The organism is Simonsiella muelleri ATCC 29453 (assembly GCF_002951835.1).
GTDB lineage: Bacteria > Pseudomonadota > Gammaproteobacteria > Burkholderiales > Neisseriaceae > Simonsiella > Simonsiella muelleri.
The window spans coordinates 545,774-570,579 of the sequence record NZ_CP019448.1 but is presented as its reverse complement, the minus strand read 5'-3'; the positions used below and the strand labels follow the sequence as shown (position 1 = coordinate 570,579).

The 24,806-nt window shown below is 42.3% G+C and carries 23 protein-coding genes and 3 tRNA genes; 19 read left to right on the top strand and 7 right to left on the bottom strand.

What is annotated here, in order from left to right; translation table 11 throughout:
* Positions 1-128: 128 nt before the first annotated feature.
* The 4 genes from BWP33_RS02835 (at position 129) to BWP33_RS02820 (ending at position 1,931) form a co-directional block, all read left to right on the top strand.
* A tRNA-Val gene (locus tag BWP33_RS02835) sits at positions 129-204 on the top strand.
* Between the two features lie 43 nt (positions 205-247).
* A tRNA-Asp gene (locus BWP33_RS02830) sits at positions 248-324 on the top strand.
* Between the two features lie 112 nt (positions 325-436).
* Entirely contained in the window at positions 437-1,096 is a 660-nt protein-coding gene (locus BWP33_RS02825) for an SCO family protein (protein WP_002642854.1), read from the top strand.
* A 184-nt stretch (positions 1,097-1,280) separates the two neighbouring features.
* Entirely contained in the window at positions 1,281-1,931 is a 651-nt protein-coding gene (locus tag BWP33_RS02820; RefSeq protein ID WP_002642855.1) for a hypothetical protein, read from the top strand.
* 132 nt (positions 1,932-2,063) lie between these two features.
* Here BWP33_RS02820 and fur read toward each other — a convergent pair whose 3' ends face one another.
* Positions 2,064-2,489 (bottom strand): ferric iron uptake transcriptional regulator, encoded by a 426-nt coding sequence (gene fur, locus BWP33_RS02815; protein ID WP_002642856.1) that lies wholly within the window; start codon positions 2,487-2,489, stop codon positions 2,064-2,066.
* 168 nt (positions 2,490-2,657) lie between these two features.
* Here fur and BWP33_RS02810 point away from each other — a divergent pair, with 168 nt between their 5' ends.
* Both BWP33_RS02810 and dapB read left to right on the top strand, forming a co-directional pair.
* Entirely contained in the window at positions 2,658-3,032 is a 375-nt protein-coding gene (locus BWP33_RS02810) for an outer membrane protein assembly factor BamE (RefSeq protein WP_002642857.1), read from the top strand.
* A gap of 17 nt (positions 3,033-3,049) precedes the next feature.
* Positions 3,050-3,865: a 4-hydroxy-tetrahydrodipicolinate reductase gene (gene dapB, locus BWP33_RS02805; RefSeq protein ID WP_002642858.1), complete on the top strand. Its 816-nt coding sequence runs from the start codon at positions 3,050-3,052 to the stop codon at positions 3,863-3,865.
* A gap of 106 nt (positions 3,866-3,971) precedes the next feature.
* Here dapB and BWP33_RS02800 read toward each other — a convergent pair.
* A tRNA-Ser gene (locus tag BWP33_RS02800) sits at positions 3,972-4,065 on the bottom strand.
* Between the two features lie 277 nt (positions 4,066-4,342).
* Here BWP33_RS02800 and BWP33_RS02795 point away from each other — a divergent pair.
* The 3 genes from BWP33_RS02795 to lpxA all read left to right on the top strand — a co-directional run bounded on the left by BWP33_RS02795 (position 4,343) and on the right by lpxA (position 6,109).
* A complete protein-coding gene (locus BWP33_RS02795) occupies positions 4,343-4,705 on the top strand; it encodes a roadblock/LC7 domain-containing protein (RefSeq protein WP_002642859.1) in 363 nt (120 codons plus the stop codon).
* 118 nt (positions 4,706-4,823) lie between these two features.
* Complete coding sequence (fabZ, locus tag BWP33_RS02790; protein ID WP_002642860.1) at positions 4,824-5,279, top strand: 3-hydroxyacyl-ACP dehydratase FabZ; 456 nt, start codon at positions 4,824-4,826, stop codon at positions 5,277-5,279.
* Between the two features lie 47 nt (positions 5,280-5,326).
* A complete protein-coding gene (lpxA, locus tag BWP33_RS02785; protein WP_002642861.1) occupies positions 5,327-6,109 on the top strand; it encodes an acyl-ACP--UDP-N-acetylglucosamine O-acyltransferase in 783 nt (260 codons plus the stop codon).
* Between the two features lie 115 nt (positions 6,110-6,224).
* Here the strand turns inward: lpxA and BWP33_RS02780 are convergent, their stop codons facing one another.
* Positions 6,225-6,863, bottom strand: a complete 639-nt coding sequence (locus BWP33_RS02780; RefSeq protein ID WP_002642862.1) for a phosphatase PAP2 family protein — start codon at positions 6,861-6,863, stop codon at positions 6,225-6,227.
* Between the two features lie 396 nt (positions 6,864-7,259).
* On the opposite strand from BWP33_RS02780, the gene BWP33_RS02775 reads away from it, so the two are divergent.
* The 9 genes from BWP33_RS02775 to BWP33_RS02735 all read left to right on the top strand — a co-directional run bounded on the left by BWP33_RS02775 (position 7,260) and on the right by BWP33_RS02735 (position 18,535).
* Positions 7,260-9,506, top strand: coding sequence for a polysaccharide biosynthesis tyrosine autokinase (locus tag BWP33_RS02775; RefSeq protein WP_002642863.1), 2,247 nt, complete (start codon positions 7,260-7,262; stop codon positions 9,504-9,506).
* A 151-nt stretch (positions 9,507-9,657) separates the two neighbouring features.
* A complete protein-coding gene (gene efp, locus BWP33_RS02770) occupies positions 9,658-10,218 on the top strand; it encodes an elongation factor P (RefSeq protein WP_002642864.1) in 561 nt (186 codons plus the stop codon).
* 277 nt (positions 10,219-10,495) lie between these two features.
* Positions 10,496-11,437, top strand: a complete 942-nt coding sequence (locus BWP33_RS02765) for an NAD(P)H-hydrate dehydratase (protein ID WP_002642865.1) — start codon at positions 10,496-10,498, stop codon at positions 11,435-11,437.
* A 120-nt stretch (positions 11,438-11,557) separates the two neighbouring features.
* A complete protein-coding gene (truA, locus tag BWP33_RS02760) occupies positions 11,558-12,343 on the top strand; it encodes a tRNA pseudouridine(38-40) synthase TruA (RefSeq protein WP_002642866.1) in 786 nt (261 codons plus the stop codon).
* Positions 12,344-12,503: 160 nt separating this feature from the next.
* The gene (rseP, locus tag BWP33_RS02755) at positions 12,504-13,859 is read left to right on the top strand and encodes an RIP metalloprotease RseP (protein ID WP_002642867.1); all 1,356 of its coding nucleotides are present in this window, start codon (positions 12,504-12,506) and stop codon (positions 13,857-13,859) included.
* A gap of 4 nt (positions 13,860-13,863) precedes the next feature.
* Positions 13,864-16,395, top strand: coding sequence for an outer membrane protein assembly factor BamA (bamA, locus tag BWP33_RS02750; RefSeq protein WP_002642868.1), 2,532 nt, complete (start codon positions 13,864-13,866; stop codon positions 16,393-16,395).
* Between the two features lie 16 nt (positions 16,396-16,411).
* Positions 16,412-16,897, top strand: a complete 486-nt coding sequence (locus tag BWP33_RS02745) for an OmpH/Skp family outer membrane protein (RefSeq protein ID WP_002642869.1) — start codon at positions 16,412-16,414, stop codon at positions 16,895-16,897.
* A 118-nt stretch (positions 16,898-17,015) separates the two neighbouring features.
* On the top strand, positions 17,016-18,041 hold the full coding sequence (gene lpxD / locus BWP33_RS02740; RefSeq protein WP_002642870.1) for a UDP-3-O-(3-hydroxymyristoyl)glucosamine N-acyltransferase: 1,026 nt from the start codon (positions 17,016-17,018) through the stop codon (positions 18,039-18,041).
* A 77-nt stretch (positions 18,042-18,118) separates the two neighbouring features.
* Positions 18,119-18,535: an OsmC family protein gene (locus BWP33_RS02735; RefSeq protein ID WP_002642871.1), complete on the top strand. Its 417-nt coding sequence runs from the start codon at positions 18,119-18,121 to the stop codon at positions 18,533-18,535.
* A 416-nt stretch (positions 18,536-18,951) separates the two neighbouring features.
* Here the strand turns inward: BWP33_RS02735 and BWP33_RS12845 are convergent, their stop codons facing one another.
* Positions 18,952-19,347 carry a DNA adenine methylase gene (locus BWP33_RS12845; protein ID WP_002641311.1) on the bottom strand — a complete coding sequence of 132 codons (396 nt, stop codon included), beginning with the start codon at positions 19,345-19,347 and terminating at the stop codon, positions 18,952-18,954.
* A gap of 10 nt (positions 19,348-19,357) precedes the next feature.
* Positions 19,358-19,795: a DNA adenine methylase gene (locus BWP33_RS12840; protein ID WP_002641310.1), complete on the bottom strand. Its 438-nt coding sequence runs from the start codon at positions 19,793-19,795 to the stop codon at positions 19,358-19,360.
* On the opposite strand from BWP33_RS12840, the gene BWP33_RS12285 reads away from it, so the two are divergent.
* Positions 19,781-19,957 carry a hypothetical protein gene (locus BWP33_RS12285; RefSeq protein WP_155999647.1) on the top strand — a complete coding sequence of 59 codons (177 nt, stop codon included), beginning with the start codon at positions 19,781-19,783 and terminating at the stop codon, positions 19,955-19,957. The two genes, BWP33_RS12840 and BWP33_RS12285, sit on opposite strands and share 15 nt — an antisense overlap.
* Here BWP33_RS12285 and BWP33_RS02725 read toward each other — a convergent pair.
* Positions 19,943-20,824: an IS982 family transposase gene (locus BWP33_RS02725; protein WP_104930280.1), complete on the bottom strand. Its 882-nt coding sequence runs from the start codon at positions 20,822-20,824 to the stop codon at positions 19,943-19,945. The two genes, BWP33_RS12285 and BWP33_RS02725, sit on opposite strands and share 15 nt — an antisense overlap.
* Positions 20,825-21,064: 240 nt before the next feature.
* Positions 21,065-24,787: a phage tail tape measure protein gene (locus tag BWP33_RS02720; RefSeq protein WP_002642873.1), complete on the bottom strand. Its 3,723-nt coding sequence runs from the start codon at positions 24,785-24,787 to the stop codon at positions 21,065-21,067.
* Positions 24,788-24,806: the final 19 nt, after the last annotated feature.

The following is a 24,806-nucleotide window of genomic DNA, read 5'->3' as shown; positions in this document are numbered from 1 at the left end:
ATAAATTTATTTTAAAAATATATAGTTAAAAAATAATTAAATTTTTTTTTGCCAAAGCGCTTGCAAGACATCGTAGAATTTGGTTTAATACGGTCTTTCGCTGCTGCGGCAGATGAAAAAAGTAAGATGGGTGATTAGCTCAGTTGGTAGAGCGTCTGCCTTACAAGCAGAATGTCGGCGGTTCGACTCCGTCATCACCCACCATTTTTTTGGTTATTTGATTTTTAATTGAGTCAGGTAATCATGCGCGGTGGTAGCTCAGTTGGTTAGAGTACTGGCCTGTCACGCCAGTGGTCGCGGGTTCGAGCCCCGTCCACCGCGCCAAAATACAATCCCTTGAATAAATATCAAGGGATTTTTTGCGTTTGTTCTTTGCCCTAATTCAATTATGCGTTATGATGTTGTACCTGATTATGTATTTCGCTAAGGAATCATCATGCAAATTCGTTTACTTTTGATTGGCGCAACAGCAATTTTGTTAGCAGCCTGTCAAGAATCCACCACACAATCTCCAACAAATAATACACCTTCTGCACCAGCTGCCAGCAACACCATTGCATCCGCAAGCTCTTCAGGCAGCCTGAAAAGCGTGGACATTCGCAAAGATGATATCGGCGGCGATTTCACACTTACTGATGGCAACGGCAAGCCCTTTTCACTCAGCAGCCTGAAAGGTAAAGTGGTCATTTTGTCATTCGGTTTTACCAATTGCCCAGATGTTTGTCCAACAGAATTATTTACTTACAGCGAAGCCATCAAACAATTAGGCGAACAGGGCAAAGATGTTGCCGTGGTGTTTGTCAGCGTGGATCCAGAGCGCGACACCCCCGATTTAATCGGACGCTACACCAAACAATTCAACCCAAATTTCATCGGGTTAACCGATACCAACCAAGGCGCAGACATCGCAGTCGTGAAACAACAATATCGTATCGTTTCTGCTAAAACTGAAGTTAAATCGGATACTTTGTATAATGTAGACCATTCATCTGGTGCATATCTTATTGATAAAAAAGGAGAAGCTGCTTTATTTGTGCCGTATGGTACGGAAAGTCCACAAATTGCGGCTGATGTGAAAAAATTATTGGACGAATGATTTTTTTAGGCTGCTTTTTGTCTGTTTTATAGTCGTTTAAAATTAAAAATACGATTGCATTGTCTAAGTCAGATGTACACAGTGGTCGCGATTACTTTATCTTATTTTTATTTTAAACGACCATCATTAAATTAAAAGGCAGCCTAATAAGCAATTTCATCTGGTCTCATTTTAGGAGAATAATATGTCTTACTTATTGATTGATTTAGAAAAATCAGCTACTAAATTGCATCAAATCTCGCCCGAAGCTGGTGCGGTTTATGTGTTTACCAAACGTAAACGCAGTCAAAAATTGGCGCAACAATTTGCTAAGCAACATCGTGCTGTCAAAGTGATTCATACCGCTAAAAATGAGAAATTATCCGACAATTTAGCCAAAAAATTGCGCAAAATCCTAAAAAAAGATCCTTGTGCAGGTATTGTGGTGGTATCCAGTCGTCAAAAAGTGGCAAAATTGATGGATAAATTGTTGAATCGTTATCTTGAAGCCGAAATGATTTTATTAGATAAAGAACAAAAAAATCAATCTGTTGTAGTGGATAATGTACCTAAATTATTGGAAAAACCTGTAGATTTGCCGTTGTTGGTTGCGCCTCACGATGAACCTTGCCAGCAGCCTGAAACAGAAAATTTGGCAACAACTGAATTGGCATATTTATCAATCAATGCACTGAATTTACTGAAAAAAAATCAACCTAAGAAAAAAAATGCTTTGATGCAAATTTTGCGTGAATCTTTGCGTTTAGATGATGCACAAGTGGCTAAACTAATTGAAGAATTATTGCTAGAAGGTGAAATCCAAATTGATGCGGCGGAAAACGTCAAATATCGCTAAAAAATATTCAGGCAGCCTGAAACCTTTGCAAAATCCTATCTTTAGTAAATTTATTTGCGATGCTCTTTTGACAGGTTCTAAAGTTTTGCAAAGGTTTCAGGCCGCCTGAATATGTTTATTTAATTTGAAAAATCAATGCTTTTCTTTCTTTTGACAATTACCACACACACCATACATATACAAAGCATGATCCACAACGCGATAACCGTTTTCTTTGGCGATTTTGTCTTGTAAAGCTTCAATTTCGGGGTTGTGGAATTCGGTAATGGTGTTACATTTCACGCAAACCAAATGGTCATGGTGTTCGCCTTTGTTTAATTCGTAAACCGCTTTTCCGCTTTCAAAATAATGACGTAGCAAAATACCCGCCTGTTCAAATTGCGTCAAAACTCGGTAAATGGTCGCTACGCCAATTTCAATGCCATCTTCCAATAAAATGCGGTATACATCTTCAGCACTTAAATGCTCTTCGGAATGCGTTTCAAATAAATCCAAAATCTTTAAACGCGGGCCGGTAACTTTTAAACCATTGTCTTTTAATTGAGTAATATTATTCATAAAAAACCTTTGTGTATATTCTATCCGCCAAAACAAGCCGTTAGGCGTAACTGTTGAAAGTCGCTATAATACGCATTTTTTACGCACTTGCACACGTCTAAATAGTAAAAATTTCTAATTAGCCTGTTTGTATAGTCCATTCACCTTTTTGACGAAAGGCAAATTCACATGAAAACTTGGTTCATGATAACCGCCGCCGCCTTGAGTTTGGCAGCCTGTACCCCCAGCGTGGTGGAAAAATTACCTTATTACAAAATGCCCGTGGTACAAGGCATGCCATTAGATGCCGATGCGGTCATGTCGCTGCAAACGGGCATGACTCGCGAACAAGTGGAATTAACTTTGGGCAAACCTTTGCTGCGTCCAGCTTTTCGTGATAATCAATGGGTTTACGATTATGCCATCACGCATGGTGGCAAAATCAAAGAAAAACGCGATTTGACCGTGTATTTTAATGGCGACCGTGTTGCACGCATTTCAGGCAGCGCATTGGATTACGCTCGCGAAGCAATCTTGAAAAAACATAATTCTATTCAAAAATAAATGGTTAGGAAATGATTATGACGCAAACAACCAAAATCGCCATCGCAGGCGTAAACGGACGCATGGGCAAAGTGTTGGTGCAAGCGGTACACGCTAATCCGCACGCCACATTGGTCGGAGCATTGGAACACGCAGAATCAGACGTGCTGGGTTTAGATGCTGGCTATGCGGTGGGCATCAAAACAGGGATTAACATCACATCGGATTTTCAGGCTGCCTTATCCGATGCCGACGTGGTAATTGATTTTACACGCCCTGAAGCATCGTTGCCTTTGATTGCGGAATGTGAATCGCGTGGTATCAAAATGGTTATTGGTACAACGGGTTACAATGATGCTGGTAAAAATCGCATTCAGGCAGCCGCGCAAAAAAACGCGATTGTTTTTTCTGCCAATTACAGTGTAGGTGTGAATTTGACGTTTCACATTTTGGACACGGTGGCGCGAGTGTTGAACGAAGGTTATGATATTGAAATCATAGAAGCACATCATCGCCACAAAGTTGATGCGCCCAGTGGCACGGCATTGCGAATGGGCGAAGTGATTGCCAATGCGTTGGGGCGCGATTTGAAACAATGTGCGGTGTATGGGCGCGAAGGGCACACAGGCGCGCGCGACCCAAATACGATTGGTTTTGCGACTGTTCGCGCTGGAGACATTGTGGGCGATCACACAGCGTTGTTTGCAACCGATGGCGAGCGCGTGGAGATTACACATAAAGCCAGCAGTCGCATGACATTTGCGGCGGGTGCGGTACGAGCGGCGGTGTGGTTGAGCGAACGCGAAGTGGGTTTATTTGATATGCAAGATGTATTGGATTTGCGAACCAATTGATTAAAAAATAATTTTCAGTCTGCCTATTTTATTTAGGCAGCCTGAAAACATAAATGTAAATGAGAGGCAAAAAAATCCTGAAACCAAAGATTTCAGGATTTATATTTGGCGGAGTAAGAGGGATTCGAACCCTCGATCCAGGTTATAGCCCAGATGCACCCTTAGCAGGGGTGTGCCTTCAGCCTCTCAGCCATTACTCCAAATTCGTTAAGCTGTGGATTATGCAATAAGCTGCCTTTGATGTCAAGGTATAAAATCTTTTGTTCAAAAAAAATAATTTAATTATTTGAAATATTAGTTTATTTTGTTAATATATAGTTGAAATTTAATTTACCAATAAATTTAAAATACGCTTACGTAGCAATAATTTGTTATACTTATGTAATTTTATAATCAATCGTTTGCGTGATATTTAGCTTAATGCAAAAATAATGATGCTAAATAAAAACTTAAAGTTGTTAAAGAAAGAATTTCAAGATGAAGTTAAACGAAATAGTGAACGCGCTCGCCAAACTGGGAGGCGTGATTGCAGCCGCCATTGTGGATTATGAAAGTGGTATGATGATGGCATCGGCAATAAATCAAACCGATTTTGATTTAGAAGTGGTCGCCGCAAGTGGTTGTGAAATCATTCGTGCTAAAAAACACACGATTGAATTGCTGGAAAATGATGATTTTATTCATGATATTGTGATTAGCATGACTTCGCAATACCATTTGCTTTGCCCATGCAGTAAACAAGATAATATATTTATTTATCTTGTGCTTGACCGTCAAGTCGCTAATTTATCTACTTGTAGACGTGCATTATTTCAAGCAGAAAAAAAAATAATTGAATAATAAAGAGATTTCCTTTTGAAAGCATACTGTATGATGCAGCTATGCTTTTTTCCGTTTCAGGCTGCCTGAAATACGGTAAAATTTGATTTTTTACTTTAAATACATTTTGGATAAACCCATGCAAGTAACCTTACCCATTGAAGCAAAAGACATTCAGAAATTAATCCCACACCGCTATCCATTTATGCTACTTGACCGAATCATGGCATTTGAAAGCGGTAAGTCATTGACTGCAATAAAAAATATCAGCATGAATGAACCTCAATTCATGGGGCATTTTCCCGATTTTCCCGTGATGCCTGGAGTATTGATTATTGAAGCGATGGCGCAGGCTTGTGGCGCATTGGCGATTTTAACCGAAGGCGGTCGTAACCACGATGAAATCTACTTTTTCGCAGGTATTGACAATGCGCGTTTCAAACGTCAAGTCATTCCAGGCGATCAATTGACTTTCCAAATTCAATTGCTGCAAAGCAAACGCGGTATCGGTAAATTCGCCGCTCAAGCGTTTGTGGGCGATGAGTTGGCAGTGGAAGCCGAAATCATGTGCGCTAAACGCAAAGTACAAGCATGATTGTTTTTTTAGGCAGCCTGAAACCATATTGACGAAGGAAATTCATCATGACCGAACCATTCATTCATCCCACTGCCATCATTGATTCCAAAGCACAATTAGACAGCAGCGTCAAAGTAGGTGCTTACAGCATTATTGGTGCAAATGTGCAAATTGGCGCAGACACAGAAATTGGACCACACGTTGTGATTGAAGGACACACAACCATCGGAAATAACAACCAAATTTTCCAATTTGCTAGCTTGGGCGCACAACCGCAAGACAAAAAATACCGTGATGAGCCCACCAAACTTATTATTGGTAACCGCAATACCATTCGTGAATTTACCACTTTCAATACAGGTACAGTAACGGGCATTGGTGAGACGCGTTTGGGTGATGATAATTGGATTATGGCGTATTGCCATTTGGCGCATGATTGCGTAGTGGGTAACCACACCATTTTTGCCAATAATGCCAGTTTGGCAGGACACGTTGAAATTGGCGATTATGTCGTGTTGGGTGGCTATACGTTGATTTTCCAATTTTGCCGCATTGGCAATTACGCCATGACTGCATTTGCCGCCGGTGTACACAAAGACGTACCACCTTATTTTATGGCATCGGGTTATCGTGCTGAACCTGCTGGATTGAATAGCGAAGGTATGCGTCGCAATGGTTTTACCGCCGAACAAATCAGCAATGTTAAAAAAGCCTATAAAGCCATTTATATGCAAGATTTAAGTCTCAATGATGCTAAAACTAAAATTGCTGAAATGCCACAAGAAAGCAATGAGTTAGAGATTTTACGTGATTTTATTGAATCGTCAAAACGTGGAATTATTCGTTAATTAATCAAATCTCTTTTCAGGCAGAAATCTACCTACTAAGAATTTGGTGAGTGGATGACTCGTTCGCTATTTCAGGCAGCCTGAAATCTTTTCAACATATTATTGTTTGTGTGTTTTATCGTGATGTGCTTCGTGTTTTGATGATTGATGAAGTTAGAAATTTGGGTATGTTAATTTGATAATCGTAACGCGAAAGTACACGCCACCACACATCAGCTAACAGGCAGCCTGAAACCGCATCAGCGATGTGATGTGCTTGAATGGCTACCGTGCTGATGACCACCGCCCATGCGTAAATCCACGCCAGCAGTCGCATTGTCCATTTTTCGTGTTGCCATGCCAATGCCAATGTCCACGCGAACGCTGCGTGTAAAGATGGCAAATAATTATGTGTCATGCCAATAATATGCGCGATACGAACCGCATCTGTTGCTTGTGCGTGAAACGATAATTTCATGGGAAACAATAAAAAAATCAGGCAGCCTGAAAACAGTTCGCCACACAAGACTACAAAAAATCGCCATTTTTCGTACCACCCTAATCGCCAAATAGTTACCATTAACGCGACAGGTAATGAAAAGTAAACCCACACCCATTGTCCGTGAATGGGTAAATATTGTTCAAAATCTAAGGCTGGCGAAAATGTTTCGCGTGGAAATAAGGTGTTGATTAAGCTGCTTCCTCCGTAACATATTGTAAATAATAGTGTAAATAATAAAATTAATTTAATGGTAAACGCTGATGATTGGGTCATGGGCATGATTCCAAAAAAATTAAGGCTGCTTGAAAGATTTTGCATTACTTTTACAACATTTGGATAAATGTAATAGTGGTTATTGTGATGTCAATTATTTGAATTTACAAGTTTTAGGTATACCCAATTTTAACTAAGAAAAAGTATCTAAATAATATCAAGCATTCAAGCATGATATAATTAACAATTCTTTTTGTTTATATATTTATAGTGCTTTATAGTGCTTTCAATTCAAATAAATACAGCGTTGCTAATGTTCTTATGTATCAAGTTTATACGGCGGATATTATCGCCTTGTTCCTTTGAATTTAGAACACCGTATATGGTTTTGCCTAGAATTTCTCAATTAACAAAAAGCGAAGTTTTATGGTTTTATTATGTATAAGAATTTGAAATATGGCTATTTATTCTCGTTATTCACGCAATTCCAATCAAACCACACAATCTGCTCCATCCCCCATGAATTTTAGCGATGATGAAATTGATTTAATGCAAGTATTTGGTGTGTTGTGGTTTCAAAAATGGAAAATCATTGCCATTGCGGTGTTGATAACTGTATTGGGTGCGGGGTATGCCATAACCAGTACACCGATTTATCAAGCCAATGGCATGGTCGAATTTACCAACAGCAAAAACCAAGTGCTGGGTGATTTGAGTGATATTGTTGGGGGGATACAGAAAACGCCTGCCGATTCTGAAGTAGACATGATTAAATCGCGTCGCGTGTTGGGTAAAACGGTGCGAGATTTAAACTTGCATATTGGTATAATGCCTGAGATTTCGCATTGGGTAAAACTCAAACAGTTCATTAGCCGTACCGAAAGTCCCAACATCAATATGATGCAGCCTGAAGTGGTGGTGGCACAATTCAGGCTGCCTGAATACTTATACGATAAATCATTTAAATTGCGCGTTTTATCGCCGACTACGTTCTCGTTACTGACACCTACCAAACAAAATTACACGGGCAGCGTTGGTGTTCCGCTTAAAATCGGACAAGACGGCGAATTAATCGTTGAGAAAATCGTTGCTGAACCGAATCAAGAATTTGATTTAACGCATTATTCTGGTTTAACAAGCATTGAGAATATCAATAAAAATCTAAACGTTGCGCCAAAAAGCAAAAACAGTCCCATGATAGGTTTGACACTAAACGGTACCAATCCCACGCTTATTCAAACCATTTTGAATCAAATCATGCAAAATTATGCGGCTGAAAATCGCAATAAAGATATTCAGGCTGCCTCAAATGGTTTGCGTTTTATTGATGAAGAATTACCGCGTTTAAAAAATGTGTTGCAAGAAGCGGAAAATGCGTTGAATGCATATCGCGCCCAAAGTGGCTCGGTTGATGTGCCTCAAGAAGCCAAAGGCGTGCTGGAAAGTTTGAATAAAATTGAAATGCAACTGGTTGATTTGCGTACTGAACAGGCTGTATTAAATGAAGTTTACACGCGTGAACACCCATCGCAAAAAGCTTTGCGAGACAAAATTCAAATTTTGAATGAATCCAAAGCCAAATTAAATAATCAAATCACCAAAATGCCTTCTATGCAGCAAGACATTATTCGCCTGACGCGAAATGTGGAAATCAATCAGGGCATTTATGTGCAATTATTAAGCAAACAACAAGAATTGAATATTCTGAAAGCCAGCTCGGAAGGCAATGTGCGGATTATTGATTCTGCCGCCACGCCTCCTAAACCGATTAAACCGAAAAAATTGATTATTGTGTTGTTGGCGGGGGTGATTGGGTTGTTGTTTGGTTCGGGATTTTATTTAATTAAATCATTTATAAATCAAGGTATTCATGATGAAGATGAAATTGAAGCATTGGGATTGGACGTGATTGTTAGCATTCCAATATCGCATTCACAACAAAAACGCGACAGTGCGTTGAAACGTTTCAGTAAGAAAAAATACGTTCGTTCTAACAGTATGCTGGTGTTGAAAGACCCGACCGATATTGCGGTGGAGGCTTTACGCGCTTTGCGTACCAATTTGTTTTTCAGCAGCATGAGTGCAGTAAACAAAGTCATCATGATTTCGGGTGCGACTCCGGAAGTAGGGAAATCGTTTGTAGCGGCGAATTTGGCGGTATTGATGGCGCAAGCGGGTAAAAAAGTGTTGTTAATTGATGGAGATATGCGTAAAGGTTATATGCATCATTTATTATCCATGCCATCTAGCGAAGGTTTTGCGGAAATTTTGGCGAGCAGTGATACTCAGTACACCCATAATATTTGGAAAACCAATCTAGCTGGTTTGCATTTTGTTAGTGGTGGCAATACGCCTAAAAATCCATCAGAGTTATTATTAAACAAAAAAATAGAAAAATTTTTGGTATGGGCAGATGCACATTATGATTATGTGGTTTTGGATACCCCACCGATTTTAGCGGTAACCGATGCTGCTGTGATGGGGCAATATGCTGGCATCAGATTGTTGGTGAGTCGTTTTGGGCGAACCAGTTTGCGTGAATTAGATGCGTGTGTGTCGCGTTTTGAAGCGGGTAACGTGCGAATTAATGGCGTGATTTTGAATGGCGTGGAACGTAGCGCAAAAAATTATTACAGCTACGATGCTTATAATGAAAAATATGGTAAATACGGTGTTCATCAAAAATCTCAACGCATCAGTTAAATTTTGGTTTTTACAGTACCGACATCAATATTTCAGGCAGCCTGAAAAAGATTTTATGACACCCAAGACGGTATTTTGCAAAGGTATATAAAATCGGTTAAAATTCGCCGTTTTAACCATTTTCCAACTTTTTTATTGAAAGATTATTCTCATGAAAACCGCTCAAGAATTACGCGCTGGTAATGTATTTATGATTGGTAACGACCCTATGGTTGTGCAAAAAACCGAATACATCAAAGGTGGGCGCTCTTCTGCTAAAGTGTCTATGAAATTGAAAAATTTGCTCACTGGCGCAGCATCTGAAACCATCGTTAAAGCCGATGATAAATTTGATGTGATTGTATTATCACGTAAAAATTGCAAATACAGTTATTTCGCTGACCCCATGTATGTGTTTATGGACGAAGAGTTTAATCAATACGAAATTGAAGCCGAAAACATTGGCGATGCTTTACCATTCATTGTGGACGGCATGGAAGACGATTGCGAAGTAACTTTCTACGAAGGCAATCCAATTTCTGTTGAATTGCCAACCATTATCGTGCGCGAAGTGGAATACACCGAGCCTGCTGTCAAAGGCGATACGTCTGGTAAAGTGATGAAAACCGCTCGTTTGGTGGGTGGCACTGAAATTCAAGTGATGTCTTACGTTGAAAATGGCGACAAAATTGAAATTGATACGCGTACTGGCGAATTCCGCAAACGTGCTTAATTAATTTATTTATGAAATAAAACTGCTTGAATGGCTTGGGTATTCAAGCAGTTTTTTTGTTTGTTGCTTGTGTTAGAATAATATTTATTTTATTTGATTTTTTCAGGCAGCCTGAAGAGTAAATAATAATTTACTTATATTACTTTGATTTTAAAGTTTAAAATAATCAATTGTTGTGTATATTGAAGGCAGCCTGAAGATTTTATTTTGTGAATTTGTCTCGTTGGGCAATCATTATAGCCACATACCACGTCTTTATTTTACAAGAAGAAATATCATGTTCCATCGTTCTACTGCCCTAATTAATACCGAAAATTATCAAAAATATGCCCACGAGCATTATCCCGATTTATGCCAGCCACGTCCCGAAATCAGTCATAAAGGGACATTTGGTACGGTCGGTGTGATTGGCGGTAACAAAGGCATGGTCGGTGCTGCGATGTTGGCAAGTTCGGCGGCGTTGTATTCGGGCTGCGGTAAAGTGCTGACAGGTTTATTGAATCAAGCGCACAATACACCTGCTGTGTTTCATCAATATCCTGAAATTATGGTGGATTATGCGGTGGACATGGTAACGCATTATCATCAACAAGTGGATACTTGGATTATTGGTTGTGGCATGAGTCAAAATGATGTTGCCATTCAAATTTTAAAAGCATTGTGGAATAGCTCGATATCGCAATTGGTGGTAGATGCGGGCGCGTTGCCGATTTTAGCCGACTATTCGGAATTTTTTCCACACCAAGTCAAACGCACCGACTTGGTTTTAACGCCACACCCTGGGGAAGCAGCACGTTTGTTGAATGTGAGTGTAGAGCGTATTGAAGCCAGTCGCGATTGGGCGGCGCGTGAATTGGCATCGCGCTATCGGGCATGGGTGATTTTGAAAGGGCATGATACGTTGATTTCATCGGCGCGTGGTTTTTTATTGGTCAATCCGACTGGTAATGCAGGTTTGGCGACAGCTGGTTCAGGTGATGTATTGGCTGGTGTGGTGGGGAGTTTATTGGCGCAAGGCATTCCCGCAGAGCAAGCCGTACCTGCCGCGGTGTGGTTACATGGTGCGGCATCGGATATTTTGGCGCAATTGCATATTGGTCCGATTGGTTTGGTGGCGAGTGAATTGGCTGATGCGATTCGTTGGTTGCGTAACCAATTGGTTTATCACAATGATTTACCTGAATCACCGTATTCTCATTACGACAAAGATTATCTTTAAAAAAATGGTTTCAGGCTGCCTGAATGATTAGGCAGCCTGAAACCGTTGTGAAAACTTATCTTTTGTTGGATTTGTTTAATTAAGATGCCATTGCTTAAGTTTATTTATTAAAAATATGATATGACAACTCGTTACGTTCTCACGCTCGCCTACAATGGCAGCGCATTCTATGGCTGGCAAAAACAAACCGCTGATGTTCCTACTGTTCAGTCGGCGTTGGAACATGCTTTGTCTGTTATTGCCCAGCAACCGATTAAAGTAACCGCCGCAGGGCGTACCGATACTGGTGTTCACGCGACGGCGCAAGTGGTGCATTTTGATAGCGATGCGAATCGTCCCATCAGTGCGTGGGTTCGCGGCGTGAATGCGCATTTGCCAAACGATGTAGCGGTGTTGCACGCCCAAGCGGTTGCGTCTGAATTTCATGCGCGATTTGATGCGTTTGCGCGGCGATATCGGTATGTGCTGCAATTTGCACCTGTGCGCTCGCCGCTTTTGGTGGGACGAGCTGGTTGGACACATTATAATTTAGATATAAATAATATTCAGGCTGCCTGTCAATTTTTACTGGGTGAACATGATTTTTCCAGTTTTCGGGCGGCAGAATGTCAAGCGAAATCGCCAATTAAAACCATGTATTCTATTGATATTCAAGCGATGGGTGATTTAATTAAATTGGATTTTCATGCCAATGCGTTTTTGCATCACATGATACGCAATATTGTGGGTGCATTGGTGTATGTGGGAAGTGGTCGTTTGAGTGTGAATGAGTTTGCGGAATTGATTGAAAAACGCAGTCGTTTAGATGCGCCTCCCACGTTTATGCCAGATGGGTTGTATTTTGCGGGTGCGGATTATCCAGAACATTTTGGGTTGATGCGCGTGCCTTTGCCTGTATGGTTATAGTGCTGTTTTTATGTATTTTATTTGTGAATGAAACATTATTTAACACAATATCTGATACAATGCGAAGCCGTTTTATTGATTGTTTTCAGGCAGCCTGAAAAAATATTTTGTGAATTTGATTGGCTGGACGTGTAGTCCTTTCATTATTTAGGGGATAGATTTGTCATTACTTCAAACCATTTTAGCGTTTTTATTTGCTATTTTATTGTTGGTTAGCGTACACGAATTGGGGCATCTATTGGTGGCACGTTGGTGTGGGATTAAGGTGTTGCGTTTTTCGGTGGGATTTGGTTCGCCGTTTTACACGAAAAAATGGCGCAATATTGAATGGTGTCTTGCGCCGATACCGTTGGGCGGTTATGTGAAAATGGCGGACACACGTGAAAGCGAGGTTGCTCCTGAAGATTTGCCTTATGCTTTTGATAAGCAACATCCTTTGAAGCGGATTGCGGTGGTGGTCGCAGGTCCATTAACCAATTTGATTTTGGCGGTGGTGTTGTATGCATTGGCGTTTGACATGGGGGGCGTAACTGAAATTCGTCCGTATGTGGGGACGGTGCATTCGCCATCAATTGCTGCCAGTGCAGGTTTTCAGGCAGGCGACCAAATCATCAGTGTGAATGGCAAACCCGTGCAAAATATGGCAGACGCACAAACCGAGATGGTGTTGAATTTGGAAGCAGGCAGCGTTCGCGTTTACGTCAAAAATGCACAAGGGCAAACCGTTGAACGTATCATAGACGCAGCTGGCACACCCGAAGCCGAACTGGTTGCCAAACGTCAAGCCAGTTTGGGCATCAGCGCGTATCAATTAATTAATCAAATTGGCATGGTACAACCACACAGTGCAGCCGCCAAAGCAGGCTTGAAAGTGGGCGACCAAATTATTGCGGTAAATGGTATCGCCACACCTAAATGGGAAGATTGGAGCAAAGTTGTCCGTGAAAATGCGGGGCGAAATTTGAAAATTGCCTATGTTCGTCAGAATCATACTTTTCAAACGACACTGCTGCCTGAAAGCGTAGAATTGCCAAATCGCGGTCAAATTATTGGACGTGCCGGCGTGGCAGCAGCTACCGATAAAGCATGGGAAGACAAAGTGCGTCATCATTATGATGTGAGCGTGGCGGAATCTTTGAAATTGGGCTGGGAGCGTACGGTTAAATATTCCACCATGACTTTGCAATTTTTCGGTAAATTGGTGCTGGGACAAGCATCATTGAGCCATATTTCTGGGCCTTTGACCATTGCAGACGTGGCAGGTCAAACCGTACAAATTGGTTGGCAGCCTTATGTGGAGTTTTTGGCATTGGTGAGCATCAGTTTGGGTGTGATGAATTTATTGCCTATCCCTGTGTTGGACGGTGGGCATTTAGTCTATTATACTGTCGAATTTTTATGCGGCAGACCATTGAGTAAGCGTATCCAAGAACTTGGTTTGCGTTTTGGGCTTGCCATCATGTTGATGATGATGATGCTTGCATTCTTCAATGATATTACTCGCTTATTTGGATAATAATATGAATTTAAAGAAAATTCCTTTTGCACTTCTGGCTATGGGTGCATTTGCACCTGTTTACGCAGATAGCTTTCGCATTGAAGAAATGCGAATTGAAGGCGAACAACACACATCAGAAGACACCATTCGCGCTTTGATGCCAGTCAAAGAAGGCGATATGTACACCGATGAAATAGGCGAGAAAATTGTCCGTGATTTACACGCCAGTGGTTTTTACGAAAGTGTATTGTTGGAACAAAACGGCAATATGCTTATCGCCACTGTGAAAGAACGCCCAATCATCAGCGATGTAACCATTAAAGGTTCTAAAACGTTATCTAATGATGCGATTTTGAAGCGTATTTCTGAGATACGCGGACGCGTGGCGAAAAGTGATGATGAATTAGTCAGCCAATCGAGCGCGAAACAATCTAAACAATCGTATGATGAAAAAATGGCAGCATTTGATAAATCAAATGATGAAGAAAATGCCACTGATGCTTTATCTGCTACAGGTTTGGGTAAAGGCGATTTTTTCAGCCAAGAAGCCTTAATTTTGGCTTTGCGTTCACTCAATGCAGCCTACAAAGAACAAGGCAAAAACAACGTCAAAATTACCCCCGAAATTCAACCACTTTCCAATAATCGTGTGGCGATTACCATTGATGTTGATGAAGGTGAGACCACTCGCGTTAAACACATTGAATTTGAAGGCAATGAACATTTTAGCGATGCCACGTTGTCGCGCCAAATTGGTCTGACCGATGGCACTTTGTTTTCTTGGTTAAGCAAAAGCAACGTTTTCTCATGGGAAAAAGCACGCCAAGACAAAGCGCGTTTGGAATCATTTTATCACCGCAAAGGTTTCTACGATTTCAGCATGGATTTGGACGATATTGAACGCCAATTGAATGATGACAAAACTCGTGAAACCATTACCATCAAAGTGAACGAAGGTAAACGTTACCGTTGGGGTAAATTTGAATTGGGTGGCGATTACAAAGAAGTACCCGCCGAACAATTATTGAAACACGTTGCCAAATTAAAAGCAGGCAAAATCAGTAATTTTGATGACCTGAAAGTTGCCATGTCTGCAATGAAATTGGATATGCAATCAGCAGGTTATGCTTATGCTGATGTGCAGGCCGAATCGCAACGCGTTGATGATGTTGTGAATGTGCGTTTGAATGTGTCTTCTGGTCCACGCGTGGCGGTTCGCGAAATCAACATCACAGGCAACACCAAAACGCGTGATGAAGTTTTGCGCCGTGAAATGCGCCAAATGGAATCCGCTACCTATGACCAACGCAAAATCAATCGTTCTGCTCAGCGTTTGCGCCAATTGGGTTATTTTGAAAATGTAGAAGTGAAAAGTAAGCCCACTTCAGAAGATGAACGTCAAGTGGATTTAGACGTTGTCGTTAAGGAACGCGATACAGGCAGCCTGAACGCCTCCGCAGGTTGGTCGCAAGACGATGGTATGGTGTTGGCAGGCAGTGTTTCACAAGCCAATTTATTTGGTACGGGTAAATCGGGTTCGTTGAGCGTCTCTCGTAGCAAAGTGCGTCAAAGCGCAAATATGTCGTTCTCCGACCCTTATTTTACGCCCGATGGTGCGAGTATGAGTTACAGTTTATTCGGTAATAATTATAATCCGTATAAACAAAACAATAGTCCACGCAGCTATAAAATTACCCGATTTGGTGGACAAGCTGTGATGGGTATTCCGATTACCGAATACGACCGTGTGAATTTGGGTTTGGGCGTGGAACATATTAAAGTGGGTTTGTTCTCGCAATCGCCTGCACGCTATCGCCGCTATGTAGATGAACATGGTGCAAGCAATTGGATTTACAAAGGTATTTTGAGTTGGTATCGCGATACCACAGACGATGCATATTGGCCTACCAAAGGCTACAGCATCAGCTTGAATGCTGAATCTGCTTTACCTGGAAGTGGTTTGGAATATTATCAAGCCAGCCATCAACAAACTTGGTATTTCCCATTAAACCGTAATTTCACGTTGATGTTAAATGGGCAATTGGGCTACAGCGGACGCTACGGCAAAACCCGAAATGTGCCATTTATTTATGCACAAACAGGTGGGGGATTGGGTTCGGTACGCGGCTTTGAAACAGGGTCATTGGGTCCGAAAGCCTATGATTATGATATACAAGGCTATCGCACCACCGAAACTTATGGCGGTAATTATGTTGCCAATTTGAATGCTGAATTGTTGTTCCCATTCCCAGGTATGAAAGACAACAAATCTGTTCGTTTGAGTATGTTCGCAGATGCAGGCAGCGTGTGGGACGGCAAAACTTACACCTCCAGCACATACGACCCCAATACCAATCCCTATTCACATGGCGGCTACTACGGTACAGGAACACACAAATCTAGCTTTAAAGAAGAATTGCGTTACTCTGCTGGTGTTGCTTTGACATGGATTTCGCCAATGGGCCCCATTAAATTGAGTTACGCATATCCAATCAAGAAAAAAGATGGTGATGAGGTTCAACGCTTCCAGTTCCAATTGGGTACAGTATTCTAATTCTAAGGATTGAAATATGACACATCGCTTGAGTCAAGTATTGACCAGTGTGTTGCTGCTTTCAGGCAGCCTGAATGCGATGGCGGAAAACATGAAATTTGGTTATGTGAATGCGGCTCGTGTGTACAGCGAGTCGCAAACCGCACAACAAATTGAACAAAATCTGCAAAAAGAATTCGCCAATCAGCAACAAAAAATCAATGCATTGCAACAAGAAAATAATCAAATTCGCGAAAAATTGGTTTCAGGCAGCCTGAAAGCCAACGATAAGCAAAAATTGGAAACCAAATTGGTACAAAATCGTATGGCGGTTGCTAAATTCTTGGAAGATTATAATTTGCGCCGCAACGAAGAATTTGCTGCGTTGCAGCAAAATGCAAATGCGATTGTTCGCCGTTTGGCAGAGCAGGAACATTTTGATTTAATTGTACAAGAAGCGGTTTTTGTTCGCGCACAGTATGACATTACCGAACGTGTGATTAAATTATTAGACGGGCGCTAAATTTTTTAATAACCTGTATTCATTGGTGGTTTCGTGGGTACAGGTTTTGTGTCATTTTTTTCAGGCTGCCTGAAAAATAGGGTAGATTCATTCGGATTTTTCAATATAAGGAATAAATATGCTGACTTTACAACAAATTATCTATGAGTTGGGTGGTGAATTGCGTGGTAATAATGTATACATTAAATCCATTGCCCCAGCCGAACAAGCACTCGCTAACAACATCACTTTTCTCGCCAACCCCAAATACAAACAAGAAGTTTTGGAGAGTAAAGCAGGTGCAATTATTGTGTCTGAAAAGTCAGCGGAATTATTTCCAAATAGAAATTTAATTGTTGTATCAGACCCTTATCTTTATTTTGCACAAGTGGCGCGATTGTTCCACCCCATTGTGGTTGCCACGGCAGGTGTCCATCCTACCGCCGTGATTGAAGACAGCGCACACGTCCCCGAAAGCTGCGAAATCGGTGCAAATGTGTATATTGGCGCACACACCGTTTTGGGCGAACGTTGCCGAATTTTAGCCAATTCGGTTGTGGAACACGGTTGCTGTGTGGGCGATGATACCGTGTTGCACCCTAATGTTACTGTGTATCACGGTTGTACATTGGGTAAACGTGTGGAAATTCATTCGGGCGCAGTGATTGGCGCGGACGGATTCGGCTTGGCATTCACAGGCAAGGACTGGTTCAAAATTCCGCAAACAGGCGCGGTTACATTGGGTGATGATGTGGAAGTGGGCGCAAACACCACTATTGACCGTGGTGCGTTGTCTGATACCAAAGTGGGTAATGGCAGCAAAATTGACAACCAAATCCAGCTCGCCCACAACTGCGAAGTTGGCGAACATACTGTGATTGCGGCGATGACTGGCATTTCAGGCAGCACCAAAATTGGCAATTATTGCGTGATTGGTGGTGGTGTTGGCACAGTCGGACACATTGAAATCGCCGATAAAACCACTATCGGTGGCGGTACAGCACTCACGCACAGCATCACCGAAAGCGAGCAACACATCGCCAGCATTTTCCCCCCAATGAATTATCGTGAATGGGCGAAAAATGCGGTTCACATCAAACATTTAAATGAAATGAGTAAAAAAATTAAAGAATTAGAAAAAAAACTGAATCAACTTGATGGTTAATATTTTCAGGCTGTATTTCGGTTGAATTGTGGCCAACTTATTTTTTGTCGTGTACTATAACATAAGGATTTTTAAAAATGAAAATCACCAGCCAATGGGTAGATGGACGCTGTTTTGTCGCTAGCAATGAACGCGGCAATTCCATTGTAATAGACGGCACATCACCAGATGAAGGCACCAAACGCGGTGCAAGTCCGATGGAATTATTGTTGATGGGCGTGGCAGGCTGTTCCAGTATTGATGTGGTGGACATCGCCAAAAAGCAACGTCAAAACGTGGTGGATTGCATTACCACAGTTGAAGCCGAACGCGCTGACACGATTCCGCGTGTATTCACGAAAATCCACATTCATTTCAAAGTGATTGGGCATGATTTACAAGAAGAATCTATTGGCAAAGCGGTGGCTTTGTCGGCAGAAAAATATTGTTCTGCGTCTATTATGTTGAGCAAAGCGGCGGAAGTATCGCACAGTTTTGAAATTGCAACTGCTTAATTATAGTCGTTTAAAATTAAGAACCTGTATTCACAGCCAAGCGTGGTGTTTTTTTGCCCTATAATTTAGCACGCCTGCTGCGTTGGATTTTATGCCAATAGATGAACAACACTATTGGCATAAAATTCGCCTTGCATTCGCGTCAACTGGGACAAAAATCCATTTTACGTTGACTATGAACACAGGTTCTTAGATTTGAGTGCAGTTCAGAGCAATTATGCATTGCGAAGAAACTGTAAGGACGCGCCAGCTTTTGCATTGCGAAGAAATAAAAAATGCACCTGCTTTTGCATCAACAGCATTTTAACATCTGCACCTAGCTCCAAACTGGGTGTTTATTTTTTTGATGCATAATATCTACCATCTACCAAACCGTTTCAAAGCACATAATTATGATTTGAAACGGTTTTTTATTTTCAGGCAGCCTGAAATTTGTAAATCATATTATCTTCGTAATGCGCTGTTTTATTCATTGTAATGTGAACGCTAATTTTTTGATAATCCTGTAAATTTTGCCAACCTTCTGCCTTTTCATTCACAATCAAATCCAAATAATCAAGCAGTTCACTCCGTGTTGATGAGAAGAGCACAAACGGCAGTCGCACCAATCTCATCAAGCGTAAAAATTCCACCATGCCAAAATAGCCAGCTTTGCGATACGCGCCTTGTGCGGTGCTAACATAGGGTGGGTCAAGCACGAGTAAAGCCTTTGAATTATCTTGAAATTCAGGCAATAATTCATGATACGATTTACTCACCACTTCCACGCCGTCTAAATAGTCGTCCGCGCTGGGATAATCACTCAATCGCACATTATTAAAATTAAGTATGATTGTATATTAAATCATTTAAATCAGTCGTTTGCCGACCTCTAAACAACAGCCAACTCGCCATGCAATCCAAATCAATATAGCCGCCAAATGTTTGTAAGGTAGCCTGAATGGTCTTTTTCAGCGTTTCAGGCAGCTTTTGATTGCGCGGATAATGTGCCAGTAAATCGGCAATAATGGTGCGTAATTGATTGGTATCATTGATGTTTTGCAAACGCTCGGCATAGCCGTCAAAATCATTGTAAATCACACGCGCTTTTGGTAAAACTTGTTTTGCGGTGTGAGCCAATAATCCCGAGCCACCAAAGGCATCAACAATCGTCCAGCCATCGCCATCATTCGGAATTTGCTGTTTTAAAAGCGTTTTAAAGTGGTTTAAAAATCGGCGTTTTTGCCCTGTAAAGGGTAAGGGGGCTTGTGTGTAATTCATGCGTACTCCAAAGAAAACGGTGCGTGTGCTTGTTTAAAACACACGCACCGTTGGTTAGGCACGCTCGGTGCGCGAAAAAACTTACTTGGATTCAAACGTATTGCGCGTTTTACAACGGCGACATTGAATGATAATATGACGCCATTCTCAACACCCAATTAACCCAGCAAATTGAGTAATTGGGTGTTGAATTTGTTGATTCAGTAAACAGCAAAAATTATGCGATAAAATTTTCCGAATAAAACGGTTAGATTGGTGAAACAGATTTTTTGTACGAACTATTTCCATGTTAAATCTCTCTGTTAATTGACCAATAACTGTTTCAATCATACGGCGACTATTTTTTAGCCATTTGAGAAATTGAGGACTTCTGTCATCTTTCATATTGCTACGATAAGGTGTTTGTAAATTAATATGGCTTTGTTTCATTTCATCTTTTAATTCAGAACTTAAATACCCTTTGTCCGCACCAACAAACCCTGTTTTGCCTTCTAAAAGTTCAGGTAATACCTGCCGTTCATCAACATTGGCAGCTGTAAAAGTAAAGGCTTTAATCATACCTGAGCGAGTAATCAAAAGATGACCTTTAAAACCATAATAGGTCTCTTTTTTGGAAGCGCAATAACCGAACGTCGCATATGCACGAAAATTTTGATGGCGTTTAGCTCGGGCAAATTTACAGACTGCAATAGGAAAGGCATCTGCATAATACTCTGTTTGCTCACACCAATTTGCAGTGATTTTTTGATGCATTTGTTGTTTAACCCAATACAAATTGGCACATTGTTTGGCAAAATTAGGGTAAGAGCCTAAATTGGGAAACCAATTTTGCCAATGTTGTTTGAAATATTGCCAAATTTTTTTATCGGTATCCATACCGAGAAATTCGCCAACAATTTCCATACAAATCAGTTCACAATCTGAAAGTTTGGGTGCAAAGCCACCTTGTCTTAATGGTTTTTGAACGAGCTGATTGTATAAAGCATCTACCATTAGATACGTTTTAATGATAAATTCGTCTTGGGGCATAACTGTCTCTCTTTCGGATTATCTTGACGGGTATCTTTAAGAGTGGGGTTATGCCCCTTTTTATTCAATTGCCATATCTTAATTAGATAGAGTTGAGAATGGCGTAATATGGTAATTTGTACCCATGACTTCACCAATTTTTCTTTTACAATGAATATTTTGATATTTTAATGATTTCAGCATTTTGCGCTATCCTATATACAAATGATACAATCGTGCCGCCTAGCTAGGTGGCGGCTATTATTGGCGTTGTTGTTCGGCTTCACGCTCTGCTTGGGCTTGGTAAGCGGCTTGTTGGGCAGCAATGGCAGCCGCGTAATCGTCTTGCGCTTGGCGGTTGCCTGTTTTTTGCGCTTGGGCTTGTTTTCGCTTGAGCGCATTTAGTTTCTCTTGTTGCTCTAATTTTTGCACATCGCCATCACGACCTTGTGCGCGGAGCAATTCTTTCTCGGCTTCTTTGCGTGCGTTGGCGGCTTCGTCTGCCAGTTGTTGCATTTTTTGACGCGCTTTATCAATCGCTTGGTGTAAATTATTCAACGTGGTTTTGTCTAATTTTCTAGCGTTATTGGCTGCCATGAGTTCGGCGCGTGCCAAATGTTCGGCGATGTTGCCGCCGTTTTCGGTTTCTTCGTTCAAACGTTGGACGGTTTGATTGATGTTGATGTACATATCCTGTACGCTACGCAGCGTGTTAGCCCACGAAGCCGTGCCAAACGTGGCATACGCCCCCATTTTCTTAAGCGTTTCATGGACTTTTGAGCCTAAATCCGACATTTTATGCTGGCTGAATTCGGCTGCCTTGCCCACGTTTTCCACATTTTCCACAGCTGCTTTGGCGGCTTGGCTTTGCGCTTGTGCGGATTCGGTCGCCGCTTGGGTAACTTGTTGATGTGCTTGAATTTGCGTATCGGCTGCTTGTTGGGTTTGCGCGGCTGCCTGAAGACTGGCTTTGCCTGTCGCATCAACCGTTACCGCATAGTTGTAGGCAGCGGCTTGTGATTGAACCCATGCTTGTTGTTGGGCATCGCCACTTGCCAGCATGGATTGCGCGGTTTTGGCAAAGGCAGCCTGAATATCCGCCGCCGTAGCCTGACCGCTGTTTTTGACCAATTCAAATGCTTGGCGGCTCTCTTCGCCAGCCAAGCGCAAACTTTCACGCGTTTGAATACCCAATGATTCAAAAGCTTGTGCGGTGGGGTCGGTATTTTGTTTCAATTGATTCAATTTTTGGTCGGCTGCCAAAATAGCGCGTTCCACGTCTTGCATGGACAGTTTGCCTGTCTCACCCAATTGATTGATTTTAAATTTCAACGCGTCAATATCGCCTTCAGACTGCGCGGTATCGGTTAGTTTGCTCAAACTTTCGCGTAACACCATGCCTGTGTTGATACCGTTTTGTTTCAAGCCGTCCAGTTGCGCGGTTAGTTTGTCAAAATGACCCAGTGCAGTGGTCATTGCGCCTGTTGTGCCTAACAACAAGGCATTCTCTAAACTCACACCCAGCGCGGTGGCGGCGGCTTCGGCATCGCCCAACGGTTTGCTGATTTGCGCCAAACCCAGTCCCACTTGTGGCGCAAGGGCAGCGATTTGATTAATCTCATCAGCGGTTAAACCTGCTTTTGCGCCTGCTTCGGACAGGCTATTTTTGAGCGCGAACAAGGCTTCGGGCGAGTCCATTTTTTCTACGGCTGCCTGAAACACGGTTGCCATTTGCTCGGCATGATTGCCAATACTGGCAGCTGCGGTGGCAAAATCAGCAATACTTGCGCTGGCTGCTTTGGATAGATTGCCTGAAAGCTGCTCCGCTGTTACGCCTAGATTGTTTAAAGCTGCTTGAGTTTGTGCGGTGTTGGCGGTGTTGTTGTCGCTGAAGTCTTTAAGTGCCAGTTGGCTTTGCATCAATTTGCCAGCCAGCAAGGCTTGTTCGGCAGATAGGTCGCGATAGGCTTGGGTATTGGCTTTGCCATCATCTACCATTTTTTTCAGGTTGCCTGAAACTTCATCGTATTTTTGCTGAATTTTGCTGTATTCTGCGCGTAATTCGGCTAATTTGGCTTTTTGTGCTTCAGCCGCTTGGGCTTCAGTGGCTTTGCGTTTTTCAGCTGCTTGGGCGGCGGCTTTTTGATTTTTTTCTAATTCACGTGCTAATTCGTTGGTGGTGCGAAATTCACGGTTCACATCTTCAAACGTACGGTCGGTTACCATCGCGTCCATATACGCAATGACTTTTGCCATGTTGTCGCCTAAATTTTGCGCAAACCCAACATTTTCATACAACCAAGTCCCCATGCCATGCCCAACTTCAAACGCTGCAAAGGCTTCAGCAGCAATGGCTGCCATTTCTTTGAGGCTGCCTGAAAGTTTTTTGATGGCGTTGTTATTATTGGACATATCGTCTAAATTGCCTTTGACTGCGTTTTTAATGTCGCGTCCGACTTCTTTAGCGGCTTGTGCTGCGTCTTTCAACTCTTTTTTGAGTTCGGATAATGATTTTTTGGTGTTGCCAAAACTGGTCTCACTGTCCACGCCCAACAGTTTCAAGGACGCACTCAAGCCCTCACTCGCCATTTTCGCGCCCAAAAACAACACCGCCATTTGACTCAAAACGGGATATTGCTCTGATACTGACGTAACCGCTTTGGCGACATCGCCTATGACATTCGCAGTCAATTGAATAATCGGCAGCAAGGTATTACCCAACTCAATGGCGGCACTGGCAATTTCGGCTTTGGCTTGATTCATTTTGCCTTCGGTGGTGTTGAGTGCAGCGTCGGCTTCTCGTTGCATTGCGCCAAAATTTTTGGTGTGGTCGGTGGCAGTGGCGACCGCTTCGGTATAGGTTTTCAGGCTGCCTGTGAGCAACGCCAAATCATCAGAATATTCCGCACCAAACATCTGCCCTAAAATCTCACTACGCGCTTGTTTGTCTAATTTATCAAGACGTTGCAAAAAATCATCTAGGGCGCGTTGTGGGTTGGTGGCGATGTTGGCAGCCATTTCTTCAGCCGATAAACCCAACGCGTTCAAACCGTCTTTGAAGTCATTCGTGCCGATTTTGGCGTTCTGCAATTTAGACAATAACGCATTAATTGCCGTGCCAGCCTCTTCGGGCGATTTGCCTAAGCTGACAAAAGTCGCCGCCAACGCCGCCGCTTCTTCTTTGAGCAAGCCAAATTGCTTGGCATTACCGCCCATTCGCATCAACACTTCGCCAATTTCTTTTTCTTTGGCGGCAGTGGTGTTGCCCAGTGCATTGATGGCATCGCCCAACTCTGCCATTTCGTTGATTTGCAAGCCGTATACATTGCTGATTTTAGCGGACATTTCGCCAGCCGCGTCCGCGCTGATGCCAAAGGCATTTGCCATTTGCGCGGTCATTTGGGTAAACTGCGGCAGCTTGTCAAACGCCAAACCCATTTGCCCACCAGCCGCCGCGATTTGCGCCAATTCATCGGGCATCATGCCCAATTGTCCTGCCATTTCTTTGAGGCTGCCTGAAAGCGCGTTAATTTGCTCGGGCGTGGCATCGGTTACTTTTTTGACTTGCGCCATTGCGCTTTCAAATTTAATCGCTTCGTTGGTTACATACGCCAAACCACCGCCAGCCCCCACCAAACCTTGAATGCCATTGGTCATATCAGCTAATGATGGCTTGGTTCTTTTCAAACTTTGCTCTAATTCGCCCACTTTTTGCGCGTGCAATTGAGCAGCACGCGCCAATTCGGCTTGCGATAAGCCACCGCTGCGCTTCAAATCATCAAATGCTTTGTCTAATTTTTGAATTTCTGCGCGTGCATGGTCGTCCACGTCCAAGCCCAGTGTGGTTTTGGCTGCGGCGATGCGCTGCATTTCTTGTACTTGTTCGCTGGCATCATCAACCGCTTGACTCAAATTGTTGATTTCTTGAATACCGTCCACGTTCGCGGTAATCTGAATACCTGCTGTGATATTGGATTGCGACATGATTTTTCTCTGAAAATAA

What these genes read in the sequence shown, in the direction of transcription:
- BWP33_RS02825 (WP_002642854.1), top strand. Translation starts at nt 437, where the DNA reads ATGCAAATTCGTTTACTTTTGATTGGCGCAACAGCAATTTTGTTAGCA.
- BWP33_RS02820 (WP_002642855.1), top strand. Translation starts at nt 1,281, where the DNA reads ATGTCTTACTTATTGATTGATTTAGAAAAATCAGCTACTAAATTGCAT.
- fur (WP_002642856.1), bottom strand. Translation starts at nt 2,489, where the DNA reads ATGAATAATATTACTCAATTAAAAGACAATGGTTTAAAAGTTACCGGC.
- BWP33_RS02810 (WP_002642857.1), top strand. Translation starts at nt 2,658, where the DNA reads ATGAAAACTTGGTTCATGATAACCGCCGCCGCCTTGAGTTTGGCAGCC.
- dapB (WP_002642858.1), top strand. Translation starts at nt 3,050, where the DNA reads ATGACGCAAACAACCAAAATCGCCATCGCAGGCGTAAACGGACGCATG.
- BWP33_RS02795 (WP_002642859.1), top strand. Translation starts at nt 4,343, where the DNA reads ATGAAGTTAAACGAAATAGTGAACGCGCTCGCCAAACTGGGAGGCGTG.
- fabZ (WP_002642860.1), top strand. Translation starts at nt 4,824, where the DNA reads ATGCAAGTAACCTTACCCATTGAAGCAAAAGACATTCAGAAATTAATC.
- lpxA (WP_002642861.1), top strand. Translation starts at nt 5,327, where the DNA reads ATGACCGAACCATTCATTCATCCCACTGCCATCATTGATTCCAAAGCA.
- BWP33_RS02780 (WP_002642862.1), bottom strand. Translation starts at nt 6,863, where the DNA reads ATGACCCAATCATCAGCGTTTACCATTAAATTAATTTTATTATTTACA.
- BWP33_RS02775 (WP_002642863.1), top strand. Translation starts at nt 7,260, where the DNA reads ATGGCTATTTATTCTCGTTATTCACGCAATTCCAATCAAACCACACAA.
- efp (WP_002642864.1), top strand. Translation starts at nt 9,658, where the DNA reads ATGAAAACCGCTCAAGAATTACGCGCTGGTAATGTATTTATGATTGGT.
- BWP33_RS02765 (WP_002642865.1), top strand. Translation starts at nt 10,496, where the DNA reads ATGTTCCATCGTTCTACTGCCCTAATTAATACCGAAAATTATCAAAAA.
- truA (WP_002642866.1), top strand. Translation starts at nt 11,558, where the DNA reads ATGACAACTCGTTACGTTCTCACGCTCGCCTACAATGGCAGCGCATTC.
- bamA (WP_002642868.1), top strand. Translation starts at nt 13,864, where the DNA reads ATGAATTTAAAGAAAATTCCTTTTGCACTTCTGGCTATGGGTGCATTT.
- BWP33_RS02745 (WP_002642869.1), top strand. Translation starts at nt 16,412, where the DNA reads ATGACACATCGCTTGAGTCAAGTATTGACCAGTGTGTTGCTGCTTTCA.
- lpxD (WP_002642870.1), top strand. Translation starts at nt 17,016, where the DNA reads ATGCTGACTTTACAACAAATTATCTATGAGTTGGGTGGTGAATTGCGT.
- BWP33_RS02735 (WP_002642871.1), top strand. Translation starts at nt 18,119, where the DNA reads ATGAAAATCACCAGCCAATGGGTAGATGGACGCTGTTTTGTCGCTAGC.
- BWP33_RS12840 (WP_002641310.1), bottom strand. Translation starts at nt 19,795, where the DNA reads ATGAATTACACACAAGCCCCCTTACCCTTTACAGGGCAAAAACGCCGA.
- BWP33_RS02725 (WP_104930280.1), bottom strand. Translation starts at nt 20,824, where the DNA reads ATGCCCCAAGACGAATTTATCATTAAAACGTATCTAATGGTAGATGCT.
- BWP33_RS02720 (WP_002642873.1), bottom strand. Translation starts at nt 24,787, where the DNA reads ATGTCGCAATCCAATATCACAGCAGGTATTCAGATTACCGCGAACGTG.